The organism is Streptomyces sp. NPDC037290 (assembly GCF_055603245.1).
The window spans coordinates 39695-56042 of the sequence record NZ_JBVJVZ010000028.1 but is presented as its reverse complement, the minus strand read 5'-3'; the positions used below and the strand labels follow the sequence as shown (position 1 = coordinate 56042).

The 16348-nt window shown below is 71.7% G+C and carries 9 protein-coding genes; all 9 read right to left on the bottom strand.

Annotated features, from left to right (window positions below; all coding sequences use genetic code 11):
- Positions 1-491: 491 nt before the first annotated feature.
- Genes ACZ7HQ_RS40130 through ACZ7HQ_RS40090 form a run of 9 tightly spaced genes read right to left on the bottom strand, consistent with a single transcriptional unit; the run spans position 492 to position 16171 of the window.
- Positions 492-1379, bottom strand: coding sequence for a TIGR03621 family F420-dependent LLM class oxidoreductase (locus tag ACZ7HQ_RS40130; protein ID WP_471001025.1), 888 nt, complete (start codon positions 1377-1379; stop codon positions 492-494).
- The gene (locus ACZ7HQ_RS40125; RefSeq protein WP_471001023.1) at positions 1376-4372 is read right to left on the bottom strand and encodes a condensation domain-containing protein; all 2997 of its coding nucleotides are present in this window, start codon (positions 4370-4372) and stop codon (positions 1376-1378) included. Before ACZ7HQ_RS40125 ends, ACZ7HQ_RS40130 begins: the two co-directional genes overlap by 4 nt.
- Positions 4373-4378: 6 nt before the next feature.
- Positions 4379-6004, bottom strand: a complete 1626-nt coding sequence (locus tag ACZ7HQ_RS40120; RefSeq protein ID WP_471001020.1) for an amino acid adenylation domain-containing protein — start codon at positions 6002-6004, stop codon at positions 4379-4381.
- Positions 6004-6192, bottom strand: a complete 189-nt coding sequence (locus ACZ7HQ_RS40115; protein WP_471001017.1) for an MbtH family protein — start codon at positions 6190-6192, stop codon at positions 6004-6006. Before ACZ7HQ_RS40115 ends, ACZ7HQ_RS40120 begins: the two co-directional genes overlap by 1 nt.
- 50 nt (positions 6193-6242) lie before the next feature.
- The gene (locus ACZ7HQ_RS40110; RefSeq protein WP_471001014.1) at positions 6243-7010 is read right to left on the bottom strand and encodes a thioesterase II family protein; all 768 of its coding nucleotides are present in this window, start codon (positions 7008-7010) and stop codon (positions 6243-6245) included.
- Entirely contained in the window at positions 7007-10186 is a 3180-nt protein-coding gene (locus tag ACZ7HQ_RS40105) for a non-ribosomal peptide synthetase (RefSeq protein ID WP_471001011.1), read from the bottom strand. The genes ACZ7HQ_RS40110 and ACZ7HQ_RS40105 overlap by 4 nt, the downstream gene beginning before the upstream one ends.
- Positions 10183-12624, bottom strand: a complete 2442-nt coding sequence (locus ACZ7HQ_RS40100; RefSeq protein ID WP_471001008.1) for a beta-ketoacyl synthase N-terminal-like domain-containing protein — start codon at positions 12622-12624, stop codon at positions 10183-10185. Before ACZ7HQ_RS40100 ends, ACZ7HQ_RS40105 begins: the two co-directional genes overlap by 4 nt.
- Positions 12621-15884, bottom strand: coding sequence for a non-ribosomal peptide synthetase (locus tag ACZ7HQ_RS40095; RefSeq protein ID WP_471001004.1), 3264 nt, complete (start codon positions 15882-15884; stop codon positions 12621-12623). Before ACZ7HQ_RS40095 ends, ACZ7HQ_RS40100 begins: the two co-directional genes overlap by 4 nt.
- Positions 15881-16171, bottom strand: a complete 291-nt coding sequence (locus ACZ7HQ_RS40090) for a phosphopantetheine-binding protein (protein ID WP_471001001.1) — start codon at positions 16169-16171, stop codon at positions 15881-15883. Before ACZ7HQ_RS40090 ends, ACZ7HQ_RS40095 begins: the two co-directional genes overlap by 4 nt.
- Between the last annotated feature and the right edge of the window lie 177 nt (positions 16172-16348).

The window sequence follows — 16348 nt, the reverse complement described above, 5'->3', positions numbered from 1 at the left end:
CCCACCCCCCCCCCCCCCCCCCCCCCCCCCCCCCCCCCCCCCCCCCCCCCCCCCCCCCCCCCCCCCCCCCCCCCCCCCCCCCCCCCCCCCCCCCCACCGCGGCGCGGGCGCCGATTGATGCCGATCACCCCGCCAGGCCGGCCGGGACGATGCCGACGCCCCGGCGGCCGACGGCATCCTTCGACGCATCCCCGGCAACGCCTCGGCCCGGCCTTCTCCCCGACGGCGTGCACCGTGTCATCCGCGCCGTCCGGAACCAGGGCGGCCGGCCACATCGCATCCGCGGGGACTACGCCGGTGCGAGCGCTCGCCGCTCAACTACCCATGGTTACCGGCCCATGTGTCATCGGCCCGTGAGTCACTGAGCTTCTTCGGAGTGGCCGCCGATGGGGTGACGGCTGCTCCGCAGAAGTTGGCGGCCTCCGCAGCAGGCAGAGGCCGAAGTCGACGTCTGGCGGCTGTTCACTCCAGGGCGTCTCCGCTGAAGAGGCTCACTGATCCGTGAGCAGCCGGATCACGGGCGCGAAGGCGGCCATTGCAGGTTCGTGCACGCAGATCGAGGAAATGCCGTACCGCTCCCGGCGGGCGATCAGCGTGGCCGCGATCTCCTCCGGGGATCCGAGGAGCACCGTGGGAAGGTCCGCCAGGTGGGCTCCGTCGAGGTGTGGGGTGCGTCGCCGCAGCATGTCGATGGCCCGTTGCCGGTCCGCCGCGACGAGGACGACCTGCACCAGGATATTGCGTTCGATCGACGCCGACCGGTCTCCCGCCGCCGCCTCGAAGAACGCAACCCGCTCGGCCATGGCGTCCGCGCCCGCGAGGTCCGCGGTGCCCGCGGTGGCTCCCGCGAAGGCGACGATGTCGGCGGCGGCGGCGGCCAGTCGCAGTACCTTGTCTCCGTGCCCGCCGATGATCAGTGGCGGCGGTTCAACCGCACGGGTCCAGCCGAGGAGGCTCGGGTCGTCGAGCATCCGGCGAAGTTCGGCGACCGTCTCCGTCAGACGACGCACGCGCGCTCCGCCGCTCGTCCACGGGATGCCGGCCGTGTCGAACTCGTCCTTCGCGTGTCCCGCGCCGAGGCCCAGTTCCAGCCGACCGCCGGTGACCAGCTGCGTCGTGAGCACCTCGCGCGCGAGGAGCACCGGATTGTGGAAGGCGGTGTTGAGTACGTACGTGGCCAGACGCGGCCGCTCGGTCACTGCGGCGGCGGCGACCAGGGCGGGGAACGGAGCGAGCACGCCCAGGTGATCGGGCACGACGATCAGGTCGTAGCCCAGTTCCTCGGCTCGACGGCACTTGTCCAGCCATGCCTGGCGCGTGGAGGCGGCCGTGAGGTTGATGCCGAAGCGGAACGGGCGGGGGCCGGTGGTGGTCGTCATGCCGTTACCTCGATCTCGGTCTCGCGCAGTACACGTGCGGGCCGCTTCAGGGCGGCGGGCAACTCGTCGGACAACAGTGCGGTCACCTGCAGCGCCAGGTCGGCCGCTGCGGCCCGGTCGACCTGGTCCCCCCGGTAGGCCAGGCTCGCGCGCATGGTGCCGTCGCCGGCGACGGCCGTCGTGATCGTTACGGGCACCTTGCTGTCGGCGTCGATGCGATCGCCGATCGCGAGCGGCGTCAGCCGCGCCCCGCCCAGGTCCATCGACCAGCCGGACTGGTCGATGCTGTTGACCAGGACATCCAGATACGGCGTGCGGCCCGGTGTGCGGGGCGGCCGCATCCGGCGTACGACGTTTTCGAACGGCACGTCCTGGTGCGCCATCCCCGCGACGACCTCGTCACGCACCTGCCGCAGCAGCTCGGCCACCGTGGTCCGCGGTGTGCATCGTGTCCGGAGCAGCAGTGTGTTCATGCTCGGGCCGATCACCTCGCGGAATACCGGGGGACGGCCGCCCGCGACCGGGTAGCCCAGTGTCAGGTCCGCCAAGCCGGTCTGCCGGTGAAGGGCCACGGCAACCGCGCAGGCCGTGATCATGAAATCGGAGACCTGGTGCTCGGCCCGGACCGACGCGAGACGCGCCGTGAGGTCGGCCGGCAGCGCGAGGGCGAAGTGGTCGTGCGGCGCCGATCGCCGCGGCGCACGCAGGTTCAGTGTGGTGGGCGCGCCGTGGAGGCGCTGTTGCCAGAATTCGGCGTCGTCCGGCCGTTGCTCCGCCCAGAAAGCGACCAGGTCGTGGTATTGACGGCGCAGGGCGGGCAGGGGCGGGGCGGCATCGGTCGCTGCCCGGTAGCACTTGCGCAACTCCCGCAGCAATACCGGTACCGACCCGCCGTCCAGGACCAGGTGGTGGACACACAGCGAGAACGTGCACCGGCCGCGCGGGCCCGTGTGTACGGCGGCCCGGAGCAGTCGGCCGTGCGTGACCGAGAAGGTCTGGGCGGTGGTCTCGCCCCACGCGGCGACGGCGCGGTCGAACTCGGTCTCATCGGCGTCCGGGAGGTCGATCTCGTCCAGGTCGGGCGTCCACGCCGGCATCACCTTCAGGTGGGGCGTGCCGTCCTGCTCGACAAAGCCGCTGCGCAACAGGTCGTGCCGGGCGACGAGGTTGGTGAGGGCGGCGCGCAGCGCCGCGACGTCGATCGTGCCGTCCACCGCCCAGGACAGCGGGATGTGATAGCGCGCGTGCTCCGGGTCCATGCGCTGGGCCAGCCAGAGGCCCTGCTGGAACGGGGAGGCGGGCACCGGGCCGGTGTGCTCACTGGGCGCGTCGTGTCTCTCGCCGCGCTCGGACATGCGTCGCTGAACGATGCTCGCAAGGTCGCCCAGCCGGGGGTTGCCGAACAGGTCGGCCAGCGCCAGGTCGACGTTCAACCGTCGTGCGATCCGGTCGACGAGCGTGGTGGCCAGCAGCGAGTGACCGCCCAGTTCGAAGAACGAGTCGGTTGCCGCGACGGACGGCAGGCCGAGCACGTCCTGCCACACGGCGGCGATCGCGTTCAGGATCCGGGGGTCCGAGTCCGGTCCGGACTCCGGCGTCGCCTCCGGCGCCGGAGGGGGCTCGGCGGGCGACGGCGGCGGCTCACTGAGCGCCAGCGACGGGGACATACGAACCGCGCCGTCCGCGACCGTGCCGTCCGGGCGCGCGACCATGTCGCGCAGCGTGGCGAGGTAGTCCTCGGACAGACGCCGCAGCATCTCGTCGCCGAACCGGCCTTCCGGGTCCTTCCACACCATCGTGCTGCCGGCTTTGTCCTCGCGGAGCATGACGGTCAGCGCGTAGTCGGCGACGTCGAGCATGTCGATCATCTCCAGCCGGCAGGCGCCGTCCGGAGCGGAGAGTTCGATGTGCCGCACGTCCAGGCGGTCGTCAGCGTTCGCGTTCCAGTACTGGAACACCGTCTCGTGAGTGCGCTCGTGCGCCTTCGGGCCGGTCAGTGACGCGGCCCGCAGCAGAGCGGGAAGCGGGAGCGCGCGGTGGGCCAGCACCTCGCGCACATGGGCCCGGAAGCCGAGCAGGTAGTCCCGGTACGTCTGGGATCCGCTGGGCCTCGGCCTGTACGGCAGCACGTTGACGAAGTACCCGACGTGGTGTGTCGAACCCGGACCGGTTCGTCCGTGGTGCGGCGCGGCGGCGATCGGGTCGTCGTGGCCGATGTGGTGGCGCAGCACAAGGAAGTACGCCGCGAACATCAGGGTGAAGTACGACGACCTTACCTGACGTGCCAGGTCGCGCAGCTGTGCTTCCAGTTGGGGGTCGATGGCGAGGGACCACGCCCGGAACTCGCTCTCGGCGGCCTGGTGGCGCAGCAGGGTCTGCCGGCCGATCGGCTCGGCGAGCAGTTCGCGCCAGAAGGCCCGGTGGTCCGCGCCCGCGGATCCGTCGGACAACTCCCGGCCCCGGCGTGCCGCCGCCTCCAGGGGTGTCAGGTCGTCCACCGCGCCGAGCTCACCGCCGGCGTAGGCATGCTGCAGGTCGAGCATGAACGGCACCACGGACGTGCCGTCGAAGACGATGTGGTGCACGACGAACAGCAGCACCGTGTACTGCGGGCCGCGCAGGACCTCGAACCGCGCCAGCGGTCCGTGGGCGAGATCGAACGGCGTGCCGTGGGCGGCTGCGAGCACGGACTGCTCGCGGCTGCCGGTGACGGCACGCTCGACCACTGGGATCGACTCGGCGTCGCGCCAGGTCAGGCGGACGCCGGTGGCGTCGGTGACGACGCGGCCGCGCAGCATCGGGTGCCGGGCGCCGAGCGCGGCGACGGCCTGGCGCAGGCGCGGCATCGCCGGCTCGCCGGTTACGGCGAACGCGAGCGGCAGCACATGCGTCGACGCGGCCGGGTCGACCTGCCAGGCGACCCACATGGCCTCCTGGTTGACCGACAGCGGGATGCTGTCCGGCATCCAGGTGTTCAGCGGCACTTCAGCCATTGACTCTCACGCCCCGCTCAGTTGCTCGGCGACCGCGCGGCGGTCGGTCTTCCCTGAGGCGTTCAGCGGCAGCGTCGGCAGGTGCACAAAGCGGGCGGGCACCATGAACGAGGGCAGCTGCGTCCTCGCCCGGCTGACGAGGCGCTCGGTGAGTTCCTCCGGCTGCACTCCCTGCGCGGTGGTGTAGCAGGCTACGAGAATCCGCTCCCCGATCCGGCTGTCGACCGGCACGACCACAAGCTCGCCGACGCCCTCGGCGGCCCGCAGCACGGTCTCGACCTCGCCCGCCTCGATCCGATAGCCGTTGATCTTGACCTGGTCGTCCACGCGGCCGGCGAACTCCAGGGTTCCGTCCGGGTGCAGCACCGCCAGGTCGCCGCTGCGGTAGTGGCGGCGCGGCACGCCGTCATCGCAGGTCCACACCGGATAGCGCTGCGCGGTCAGATCGGGCCGCCCGACATAGCCGATCGCCAGCTGGTCGCCCGCGAGGCAGAGCTCGCCGATCTCACCGGGCGCGGCGGCCCTGCCCTCCTCGGTCACCAGCAGGGCCGCCGTGCCTGCGAGGGGCCGGCCGATCGTACGGGCCGGATCCGGCGAGCCGCCCTCACGGGCGAGGTCGGCCTCCGTCAGGTGGTGGTATGTCGAGAAGACCGTGGCCTCGGTGACGCCGTACATGTTCACGAAGGCCGTGGTCCCGCTGTTGACCGCCTTCCAGTCGCGCACAGCCTGCGTGTCGACGCTCTCGCCGCCGAAAATCACATAGCGCAGCTCGGGCGCCGGCTCCTCGGCCGAGAGAGCGGCGCGGGACAGGTAGCGGAAGACCGAGGGCACCTGGTTGAGCACCGTGACGCCCTGCTCGACGATGAGTTCAAGGGTCGCCTCCGGTGACCGGGCCACGCCCGTCGGCACGACGATCAGGGCGGCGCCGTGGCTCAGTGCGCCCCACATCTCCCACACCGAGAAGTCGAAGCAATACGAATGGAACATCGTCCAGACGTCGTCGGACGTCAGATCGAAGACCTCATCACAGGCGCTGAGCAGCGTCGTCACCGCGCGGTGCGACACCTCGACGCCCTTGGGCCGACCGCTCGAGCCGGAGGTGTAGATGACGTACGCGGGGTCCTCCGGCGTGAGCGCCGTCGCAGGCGTCGCCGGCTCCGCCGCTGTCACGGTCGCCGGCCCATCGAGCAATGTGCCGGTCATTTCGAGTGCCGGCACCCCGGGCGCGACCAGGTCGGCGTCGGCGCCGGGGTCCGTCAGCACCAGGCCGAGCCCGCTGTCCTCGGCCATGAACCGCACGCGGTCCGCGGGGTATCCGGGGTCCAGTGGCACATAGGAGCAGCCGGCCTTGAAGACCGCGAGGATCGCGGCCACGACGTACGGCCCGCGCCGCAGGTACAGGCCGACGCGGCCACCCCCGTCCGGCATGCGCTCGCGGATCGCCGCGGCCAGCCGGTCCGACATCAGGGCCAGTTCGCGATACGACACGATCCGGCCGGCGCCCTCGACGTCGATGAGGGCCGGCGCGTCCGGCTCACGGACGGCCTGGGCGGTGAAGAGGTCGTGCAGGCAGGGTGCCGCGGGCTGTGCCTGAGCGGGGGCGCCGTTGTGGCGGGTGGTGGCCGTCGCCATCAGGCGTGCTCCTCGGGCGTCGGGCGCAGGTCGATCCAGACCTGGGCGATATGGGCGAGGCAGTCGGAGCGCGAACCGGTGAACTCGGCCGGCCGCCAGCCGGCCGGGGCGGTCAGGTTTGCCGGCCAGATCGAGTATTGGCCGCGGTCATTGCGCACCACGGCGAAGCTGGGCTCGTCGTCGAACATGGGTCTTGGTTCTCTCACTTGGAAGTTCGGCTGCTTGGCAGCTCGGATGCTCAGTGCGGCAGGCGCAGCAGGCCGACCAGGTCGGCCACGAGCGCGGCCGCGTCGGCGCCGGTCAGGAAGAAGTGGTCGCCGGGGAACCAGCGCAGTCGGAATGTGTCCGCGGCCTGCTCGCGCCATGCCTCGATCTCCGGCTCGCTCACCAGTGGGTCGGTCCGGCCGCCGAACACGTGCAGGGGCAGCGGGAGCGGCGGGCCCGCGAGGTAGCGGTAGGTGCGGTCCACTTCGAGGTCCGCGCGCAAGACGGGCAGGAGCATGCGCCGGATCTCCGAGTCCCGCAACGCGGCTTCGGGGGTACCGCCGAGCGATTCGACAAAGGCCAGCAGCCGCTCCGGCGTGGCCTCCTCGGGGTCGATGCCCGCCGTGCCCAGCTGCGGAGCCTTGTGCGCGGCCACACCGAGGGCGATCAGGTTGCTGTTCCCGGGCTCGGCCACGAGGCGGCGGGTCACCTCGAACGCGACCAGTGCGCCGAGGCTGTGCCCGAACAGGACCGTCGGCAGTGCGGGTTCCGCGCGCAGGGCCGCGGCGACCGCGTCGGCCAGCACATTCATTCGCTCCACCGGCGTCTCCCGGAACCGCGCCCCGCGGCCGGGCAGTTGCACGGCCGAGACCGCGACGTCGTCCGGCACCCATGCGGTCCATGGATGGAACATGGCGGCGGTACATCCCGCCCCCGGTACGCACAGCAGCCGGGCCGCGGGCGTGGACCGCGCCGGGAAGCGCAGCAGCCACCGGCCGTCGACTGCGGCGGTGCCGGTCATCGGCCGGTCTCGCGCCGCAGATGCCCGGCCAGCTCGCGCACGCTCGGGTACCGGAACACATCGGCGAGACCGATCGGCATCCCCGCTTCGGTGGCGCGCTGGGCGATTCGCGCGCACTGCAGCGAATCACCGCCCAGCTCGAAGAGGTCGTCGGTGACGCCGATCTCGGCGAGACCGAGCACGCCGGCCCATATCCCTGCGAGCAGCCGTTCCGTGTCGTCGGCCGGGGCCGCCCGGTCACCGCGGTCCACGGCCGGCGCGGGCTTCGGCAGGGCGCCCCGGTCCACCTTCCCGCTGGTGGTCAGCGGCAGCCGGGGCAGCATCATGACGTGCCGCGGGACCATGTAGTCCGGCAGCCTGTCCCGCAGCAGCGCCCGGACCTCCTCCATCAGGTGTTCCGTGTCCGTGTGCCCGTCGGCCGGCACGAGGTAGAGCGCCAGCTGGGCCTCGGTTCCGTCCATGCCTACCGCGTTCACCGCGGCGGCGGCGACCCGCGCGTGGGTCCGGGCCAGGTTCTCGATCTCGCCCGGTTCGATCCGGAAGCCACGGATCTTGAGCTGCTGGTCGGTCCGGCCGAGGTAGTCCAGGGCCGCGTCCGCCCGCCAGGCGACCAGGTCGCCCGTGCGATACAGCCGCTCGCCCGGCCACTCGGCATAGGGGTGCGGAACGAATCGATCCGCGGTCAGGTCCGGCCGGCCCAGGTAGCCGCGTGCCAACGCGACACCACCGAGGTAGAGCTCGCCGGGAACGCCGATCGGACAGGGGTTGAGCTGCCTGTCGAGGACATACACCTCGACTCCCGCCAGTGGCCGGCCGATCGGGACACCGATCTCGTGCGCGGCACCGGTCTCGCCGGGCCCGTCGTGCCCTGTGCCGCAGTCCCACTCGGTGACCTCGATCGAGGCCTCCGTCGGCCCGTACATGTTGACCAGGCGCGCGCTCGGCAGACGTTCGAGACAACGGTCACGGACCGCCGCGGTGAGCACCTGACCGCTGCACAGGACACGCCGCAGCGATGTGCACCGATGCAGGTCGGGCCGGTCGAGGAGGACCTCGAGCATCGGGGGAACGAAGTGCACCGAGGTGACCGACTCCCGCTCGATCACGTCGACCAGGTAGGCCGGGTCGCGATGTCCGCCCGGCTTGGCGATGACGAGGCGGGCTCCGACCGTGAGCGGCCACAGCAGTTCGCAGACCGAGACGTCGAAGGTGTACGGGGTCTTGTACAGGACCCGGTCCTCAGCGGTCAGCTGCTGTGTGCCCTGCATGCACGCGACCCGGTTCGCGAGACCGTGGTGCGCGACCGCGACGGCCTTGGGCCTGCCGGTCGACCCGGAGGTGTAGATGACGTAGGCCAGGTCCTCCGGACCGGCCGTCCAGGGCCGGTCGGGCACGGCGTCGGCGAGAGCGTCGTCATCGACCGTGAGAACGGTCAGCGCCGGGTCATCCGTCTCGGACAGGTCACGTCCGGCAGCCACGAGGAGATGGGTGGCACCGGCGTCGCGCAGCATGCCGTCACGTCGCGCGGCCGGGTCGTCGGGCGACAGCGGCAGATAGGCCGAGCCGGTGGCCAGCACCGCCAGGACAGCCACCACGAGCGAGCAGCCACGCGGCAGACAGATCCCGACGACCGCGTCCGGGCCGACGCCGCCGACCGCACGCAACCGCTCGGCCACGCCTTCCGCCCGCTGGACGAGCTCGGCGTACGTCAGCCGCGTGTCGCCGGACGCGACGGCGACGGCGTCTGGGGTTCGCCGGGCCTGCAAGCGGATCTGCTCCTGCACGGGAACGTCCCAGGGATGTGCCGGGGCGGTGCGCGACCAGTCGCTCAGCACCACGGCCCGCTGCCGGGCGTCCAAAAGCGGCAGTGCCTTGATGAGTGCGTCCGGTGTGTCAAGGGCAGCCCGCAGAAGCGTGTCGAACGCGTCGGCCATCCGCTCGACGCTCGCCGCGTCGAACAACTCGGTGCGGTACCGGAACGTCACGTGGGTGCCTCCACCGTCGGCCGGGCGCACGTCGAGCCACAGGTCGGTGAAGGTCGTCGTCGCGGGCACGGGGACCAACTCGGCCGACAGGCCGGGAAGTTCGGGCAGGGTGAGCGGCTGCTGAAGCGAGAACATCACCTGGAACAGCGGGTCGTGTCCGGCGGCGCGTTCGAGACCGGATTCGGCCACGATCAGTTCCAGCGGCACCTCCTGGTCGCGGAAGGCGTCCAGGACGGTGCGGCGCACCCGGTTCAGCACGGTCTCGAACGTCGGATCCTCGGACAGGTCCACCCGCAGTGGCAGCGTGTTGACGAACATGCCGATCAGGTGCCTGAGGTCCGCGCGGGTGCGGCCGGCACTGGGGCTGCCGATCACCACATCGTCGGTTCCGGCCAGCCGTGCCATCAGCACGGAGAACCCGGCCAGCAGCACCATGAACGGCGTCGCCCGGTGCCGCCGGGCAAGCCGCGCGACCCGGTCCCACAGCTCAGGATCCAGCGGGCGGTCGACGGCCGCCGCGTCATATCCCTGAGTCGCCGGCCGCGGGAACGCCGTCGGCAGGGTGAGCAGGTTCGGCGCACCGGCCAGCCGCTGGGTCCACCGTGCGAGCCCGGTCTTCCGCGCCGGGTCGTGCGCCTCTCGCCGCTGACGGCCAGCGTGCTCGCCGAGCCGTAGGGGGAGCGGCTCCAGCTCGACCGGCCGGCCGTCACGGTGTGCCGCGTAGCGGGCCGAGAGTTCACGCAGGAACTCGCCGGCCGACCAGCCGTCCCACACGCTGTGGTGGGCCACGACGCTGAGAATGTGTTCATCGTGCGCGCAGCGGAGCAGGTCGAAGCGCACGAGCGGGCCGCGCGCCAGATCGAAGCCCGCACGCGTCGTCTCCCGGAGGAATTCCTCCGTGCGCGCCGCACGATCCGCGGCGGGAAGCCCGGACAGGTCGTGGAATCCCAGCCGGCAGATGAACTCGTCGTCGACCACTTGGAAGGGCTCGCCGTCCACGGCGAGGAACGTGGTGCGCAGCGCGTCGTGGCGGGTCCCGATCCCGTGCAGCGCCGCCTCGAGCGCGGCCCGGTCCAGTTCGCCGCGCAGGCGCATCGCGGCGTAGAGGTTGTACGCGCCGTTTCCGTTGTTGAGCCGGTCGAGCAGCCACAGCCTGCGCTGGGCGAACGACGTGGGCCAGCGCGTCGTCACGATGCCTCCGACGCGGCATCGGCGATCAGGCCCTCGATGACCAGGGACAGTTCCGGCACGGCCGGAGCGTCGAACACCACGTCGACCGCGGGAGTCACCCCGAAGGTCTCTTCAATCAGGGCGACGAGCTGCACCGCGGCCAGCGAGTCCCCGCCGAGCTCGAAGAAGTCCGCGGTCTCGTCGCCGGCCCCGAGCACCTGCTGGAACAGCACGCTCAGCCGCTCCGCGACGGACTTCGGCTGTTCCGCGCAGGCCGAGGTCCCGGACGGATCGGCCTGCTCGTCGTCGACCGTGACCGTCGTCGCGGCAGCGGCCGGAGCCGCCGGCCGGATCGCGAAGTGCCGACGCTCGAACGGATACGTCGGCAGGGGCACCCGGCGGCGGCGCGTGCCTCGCGCCATGGCCCGCCAGTCCACCGCCAGCCCGGCCTGCCACAGCCGCCCGGCCGCTGCCAGCAGGGCCGCCACCGCACCGTCGGGGCCGGTCTCGGGCAGGCTCACCACCACAGCGTCGGTCGTCTCCGTACGGCACGGCACCTCGGCCGCCTTCTCCCGGCCGTCCTGCCCATGGAGCAGGCGTGCGGCAGTCGCGAGATCGATTGCGCCGGACCGGCAGGCGACGACCAGCTCGCCGACACCACCGGACTGCCACGAGTCGGGCCGCACACCCCAGTCCTGCCACAGCTGTACCAGCGCGTACTGCAACGTGAACAGCGCGGCGGGCTCGGTGTGGTGACCGCCCAGCGCCGCGGCGCACTCGTCCGCCGCCGTCCGGAAGGCGGGGAACACGGCCGCCAGTTCCTCGATCGACGCCCGAGCCGGCGCATCCGAGGCGGGCAGGCGGAAGACCACCGACGGTTCCGCCGCGGCGGCCGCGTCCCGGCCGGCCGGTCGAGCGCTCGCCAGCGCCGCACGCGCGGACTCATGGTCGGCGCACACGACGAAGTGCCGGTACGGGAACGCCTGACGGCCCGTCTGCAGCGTGTGGGCGACGTCGGCCAGCGGCTGGTCGGGGTGGTCGGCGAGGTGCGCGGCGAGCCGCTCGGCCATCGACTTGAGCGCCGTCGGCGTGCGCGCCGCCAGGGGAAGGATGTGGACGGGCCATGTGTCGGACTCCGCGGGGCGACGCGGTGCCTCCTGCAGCACGGCGTGGGCGTTGGTGCCGCCGATGCCGAACGAGCTCACGCCGGCTCGGCGCGGCCGGTCGCCGGCCACGGTCCACTCGGCTCCGGCCGTCGGCACGGTGAACGGGCTCGACGCGAAGTCGATGCGCGGGTTGGGCTCCTTGAAGTTCAAGTTGCCCGGCACGAACCGGTTCTCCAGCGCCAGCGTCGCCTTGATCAGGCCCGCCACGCCGGCTGCGGTGTCCGTATGGCCGATGTTGGTCTTCGCGGCACCGAGGAGGACGCTGCCGGGGCGGATGGCGGGAGAGGCGAAGGCCTTGGTCAGTGCGGCCACCTCGATCGGATCGCCGACGGGGGTGCCGGTGCCGTGCGCCTCGATGTAGCCGATGCTCTCCGGAGTGACACCCGCGGCTGCGTGCGCCAGGCGGATCACCTCCGTCTGGCCGCGCATCCCGGGGGCGGTGTACCCGGCGCGCTCACGGCCGTCGTTGTTCACCGCGGAGCCGATCAGCACCGCGTGCACGGTGTCGCCGTCGTCGAGCGCGTCCTGGAGGCGTCGCAGCACCACGATGCCGGCGCCGTCTCCCGCGACGATGCCTTCCGCGTCGGCGGAGAAGGTACGGCAGCGGCCATCCGGCGACATGGTGCCGCCTTCCTGGTAGCGGTAGCCGGTCCGGGGCAGCCGGATGGTGATCCCGCCGGCGAGCGCCATGTCGCAGTCCCCCGCGAGCAGCGCCCGGGCCGCCTCGTGCACCGCGACCAGCGACGACGAGCAGGCCGTCTGCACGGTGATGCCGGGGCCGGTGAGGCCGAGCCGATAGGCGACCTGGGTGCACAGGTGCTCGGGCTCGTTGGCGATGGTCGCAGCCATGACATCCACGCCGGGCAGCAGGTCCGGACGTTCGAGCACGATCCGGCCGTAGCCGTTGCGGCCGGCGCCCGCGTACACGCCCACCGGGCCCGGGACGTCGCCCGGGTGGTAACCGGCCCGCTCCAGGGCCTCCCAGGCGCATTCCAGGAACATCTGGTGCTGTGGATTGAGTACGGCGGCGTCCCGGGGCGTGTAGCCGAAGAACTCGGCGTCGAAGTCGCCGACGCCGTCCACCAGGCCGTGCATCGCCACGTAGCGCGCGTCCGCGGACCATGTCGTGTCCTCGCCCCAGGACCGGCGCTCCTCGGCCGGGATCGGCCGGACCGAGTCGACACCGCCGACCAGGTTCTCCCAGAACTCTTCGGGGCTGTTGGCCCCGGGCAGTCGGCACGCCATGCCGATCACTGCGATGTGGGTGTCGATATCGATGTCTAAGTCGTTCATCGTGGTGTCTTCTCCGCCTGACGGTTCCTGGCGCGCAGCGCCCGGAGCCGTGTTGTGCCTTGTATGCGCTTCTCGGCCGCCTCTGCCGTCCCTTGTCCGGGTGGCGGGGCCGACGCCGCACCGTCGTCGGCGGCCGTGCCGTCCAGGTGCCGGGCGAGTGAAGCTATGGTCGGGTGTTCATAGAGGTCGACGATCCGTACCGCGCGCTCCAGACGGGCGGCGAGCCGCTTCTGCACGGCCACCAGCCGCATGGAGTGTCCGCCGACGTCGAAGAAGTTGTCGTCGCTGCCGATCGCCGCGTGACCGAGCACGTCGGCCCAGATCTCGGCGACCGTGCGTTCCATGGGAGTCCGGGGCGGCCGGCCCACCGGGGCCGGCGCGCTCGCCGGCAGCGCAGCGCGGTCGATCTTGCCGTTCACGGTTCGTTCGAAGGAATCCAGCACCACGAACCGCTGCGGCACCATGTACTTCGGCAGCCGCCGCCCGAGCAGTTCACGCAGCGCCACCGTGTCGGGCAGGCCGGCCGAGGTGTCCGACTCGGCCGGTACGACGTAGGCCACCAGCTCCGGATCGGCGCCCGCGGCCGTGACCGGCTCGACCAGGACCTCGGCGATCCCCGGCAGGTCGAGGACGGCCTGCTCGATCTCGCCCGGCTCGATCCTGAATCCGCGGATCTTCACCTGCCGGTCGACGCGGCCGAGGAAGTCCAGCGTGCCGTCCGAACGCCAGCGGACGCGGTCACCGGTGCGGTACAGCCGCCCCCCCGGCTCGGCGCCGTAGGGGTCCGGGACGAACCGCTCCGCCGTCAGATCCGGCCGGCCGAGATAGCCTCGTGCCACACACGGCCCACCGAGGTAGAGCTCGCCCGGCACGCCTGCCGGACTCGGCCGCATCTCCGGGTCGAGGACATAAGCGGTAACGCCATTGACCGGCCGTCCGATCGACGGCATGTCCGACGCGTGCGGGCCGGTGGGCACCGTGCCCGCGGTCGCGCACACCGTGCACTCGGTCGGGCCGTAACCGTTCACCAGGCGGAACGGCAGCGACGCGGTGACCGGATGGAGCCGGTCACCGCCGGCCATCACGAAACGCAGCGGCACCTCGGCCGGCCAGTCGAGCTGCGCGAGCTCGGTGAGCAGCGGGGTGGGCAGCACCGCGCCGGTGACCTCGCTCTCCAGGAGCCAGTCCCGCAGTTCCACCGGGTCGAGCAGGGCCGACGCCGGGGGAATCTCGAGCGTGGCGCCGGTGGTCAGGGCGGCCCACGTGTCCAGCACGGTGGCGTCGAAGCCCGGCGCGGCCACCAAGGCCGTGCGATCGCCGGGTGCGAGGCCGAATTCGGTGCGATACCAGTCGAGCGCCCCGCTCAGTGAACCGTGCTCGACCATCACGCCCTTCGGGCGTCCGGTGGAACCCGATGTATAGATCACATAGGCCGGATCGGTCGGGTCGCTCCCCGGCACCGGCAGTTCGTCCGGGACGCCCCGCGCCAGGAGATCGTCGAGCGTGCGCACGGTCGCACCGCTGTCGGCGAAGGCCTCGGCGTGCCCCGGGTCGGTGACCACGAGCGCAGCGCGGGCCTCGCTCACGACGGCGACCAGTCGGTCCGCCGGGTGCGCCGGATCGAGCGGCAGATAGGCCGCCTGCGCCTTGAGGATGCCCAACTGTGCGGTGATCAGGTCCAGGCCACGGGGCAGGCAGGTGGCCACCACGGCCTGCCGCGGTATCCGCAGCGACCGCAGTGCGCTCGCGACAAGATCGGTGTCCCGCCTGAGTTCGCCGTAACTGAGGGATCGGGTACCCGCGCGCACGGCCGGCGCGTCGGGGCGCGCGGTGGCCTGCAGTTCGAATGAGCGGTCCACCCGGCCGGTGGTTCCGGGTCCGCCCGCGGGCCACTCGGCCAGCAGGGTGCGCTCCTCGGCGGGGCCGAGAAGACGCAGCTGTGAGACGAGCGCCGCCGGTGTCGCGACGGCATCCGTCAGCAGGGTGCGGTAGCGCTCGGCCAGACGCTGGGCGGTCGCGTCGTCGAACACGGCCGTCTGGTAGCCGAACGCGCTGCGCGCCCGCTCACCGAACCACTCCACGTGCAGCGTGAGTTCGAACTTCGCCAAGTCCATCGGCAGGCTGACGTGCGACGCGACCAGCCCGGAAAGACCGGCTCCGAGCGGGGCGGGCTCCTCATAGGCGAAGACGTTCTGGAAGACCGGGTGCCGTCCGCCCACGCGCTCGGGCTGCAGCAGCTCCACCACCTGCTGAATGGGCAGGTCCTGATATGCGTGCGCGGCCAGGAAGGCATCGCGTACCCGGTCGAGCAGCTGGGCGAATGTCGTCGTCGCGTCGACGCGCACGCGGATCGGCAGCATATTGACGAAGAGCCCCACGACCCGCTCGACCTGAAGCGAGGTGCGGCCGCTGACGGGGACGCCGATCACGACGTCGGTGTCGCCGGTGATCCGGTGCAGCAGCGCGGCGTACGCGGCCAGGAACGTGAGGAACCGCGTCACCCGGTGGGTACGGCCGAGGGCCTGGACGTCCGAGCACAGCGACGCGTCGAGGTCGACGCCGCGCAGCCCGCCCGTGTAGTCGACCACTCGGTGCGGCCGGTCGCCGGTGAGAGACGAGTACGGCGGGGCACCGTCCAGCTGACCGCGCCAGAACTCCAGCGCTTCGCGGACTTTGGGACCGTCGAGCATGTCGCGCTCGGCCCGGATGTGTTCCTCGTACTGCACGGGCGGCTCGAGAGCCGGGTCGGGCTCCCCATGCAGAGCGGCGTTGTAGAACGCCGCCAGCTCCTGGTCGATGATGCCCAAAGACCAGCCGTCGACGACGATGTGATGGATCGCCAGTACAAGCACGTGGTCGTCGGGCGCGACCCGGATCAGGGCCGGCCGGAACACCGGACCGTTCACCAGGTCGAAGGGGGCCAGCGCCGTGGCGGACACCAGAACCCGCAGCTCCGCCTCGCGCTCCTCCTGTGGCGTCTTGCTCAGGTCGACGACCACGGTCTCGACGGTGCGGTCGCTGATGCCCATCGTGGGAGCGCCGTCCACCGTCGGGAACACCGCGCGCAGCACCTGGTGCCGTTCGACGAGACGGCCGATGGCGTGGCGCAGTGCGGCGACGTCCAGCGGACCGCGTAAGCGGGTGATCGCCGGCACGTTGTACTCGTCACCGTCCGGCCGTAACTGCCAGAGGAACCACAGCCGTTCCTGGGCCGAGGAAAGCGATAACGGTACCGCGGCGGTGTCGTTCCCCGCGGTCACGTCGCCGCCTCCGGTGCGGCGCCGGAGGCCATGACGTACTGGGCCAGCCCATGGACGGTGGGCCGTTCGAAGAACACGGACAGGGGTACCTCGACGTCCAGGGCCCGGCGGATCCGGGAGCTGACCTGCGAGGCCGTCAGGGAGTGCCCGCCGAGAGCGAAGAAATCGTCATCGGGTGCGATGTCGTCGAGTCGGAGCACCTCGTGGAAGATCTGGGCTATCTCCTCCTGTACGGACGGCTCGGACGGCGCGACGCCGTCCGCGACTAAAGAGCCGCTCTCAGCCATCAGGTGGGTTCCTCTTTTCGCGTATCGATGTGAACCGCCGTCGTCCGGCGGGCGAACAGAGATAACCATTCAGTCACAGGAATTGCCAAATCTTGATCGCGAAGGTACAAGTGCCAGCGGCGAGAAGTCACTTGGTGGTCGTCCTCCGTGAACGGGACGGCGGCCGCGGTGGCGGAG

What these genes read in the sequence shown, in the direction of transcription:
- ACZ7HQ_RS40100 (WP_471001008.1), bottom strand. Translation starts at nt 12,624, where the DNA reads ATGAACGACTTAGACATCGATATCGACACCCACATCGCAGTGATCGGC.
- ACZ7HQ_RS40120 (WP_471001020.1), bottom strand. Translation starts at nt 6,004, where the DNA reads ATGGCGACGGCCACCACCCGCCACAACGGCGCCCCCGCTCAGGCACAG.
- ACZ7HQ_RS40115 (WP_471001017.1), bottom strand. Translation starts at nt 6,192, where the DNA reads ATGTTCGACGACGAGCCCAGCTTCGCCGTGGTGCGCAATGACCGCGGC.
- ACZ7HQ_RS40090 (WP_471001001.1), bottom strand. Translation starts at nt 16,171, where the DNA reads ATGGCTGAGAGCGGCTCTTTAGTCGCGGACGGCGTCGCGCCGTCCGAG.
- ACZ7HQ_RS40125 (WP_471001023.1), bottom strand. Translation starts at nt 4,372, where the DNA reads ATGGCTGAAGTGCCGCTGAACACCTGGATGCCGGACAGCATCCCGCTG.
- ACZ7HQ_RS40110 (WP_471001014.1), bottom strand. Translation starts at nt 7,010, where the DNA reads ATGACCGGCACCGCCGCAGTCGACGGCCGGTGGCTGCTGCGCTTCCCG.
- ACZ7HQ_RS40130 (WP_471001025.1), bottom strand. Translation starts at nt 1,379, where the DNA reads ATGACGACCACCACCGGCCCCCGCCCGTTCCGCTTCGGCATCAACCTC.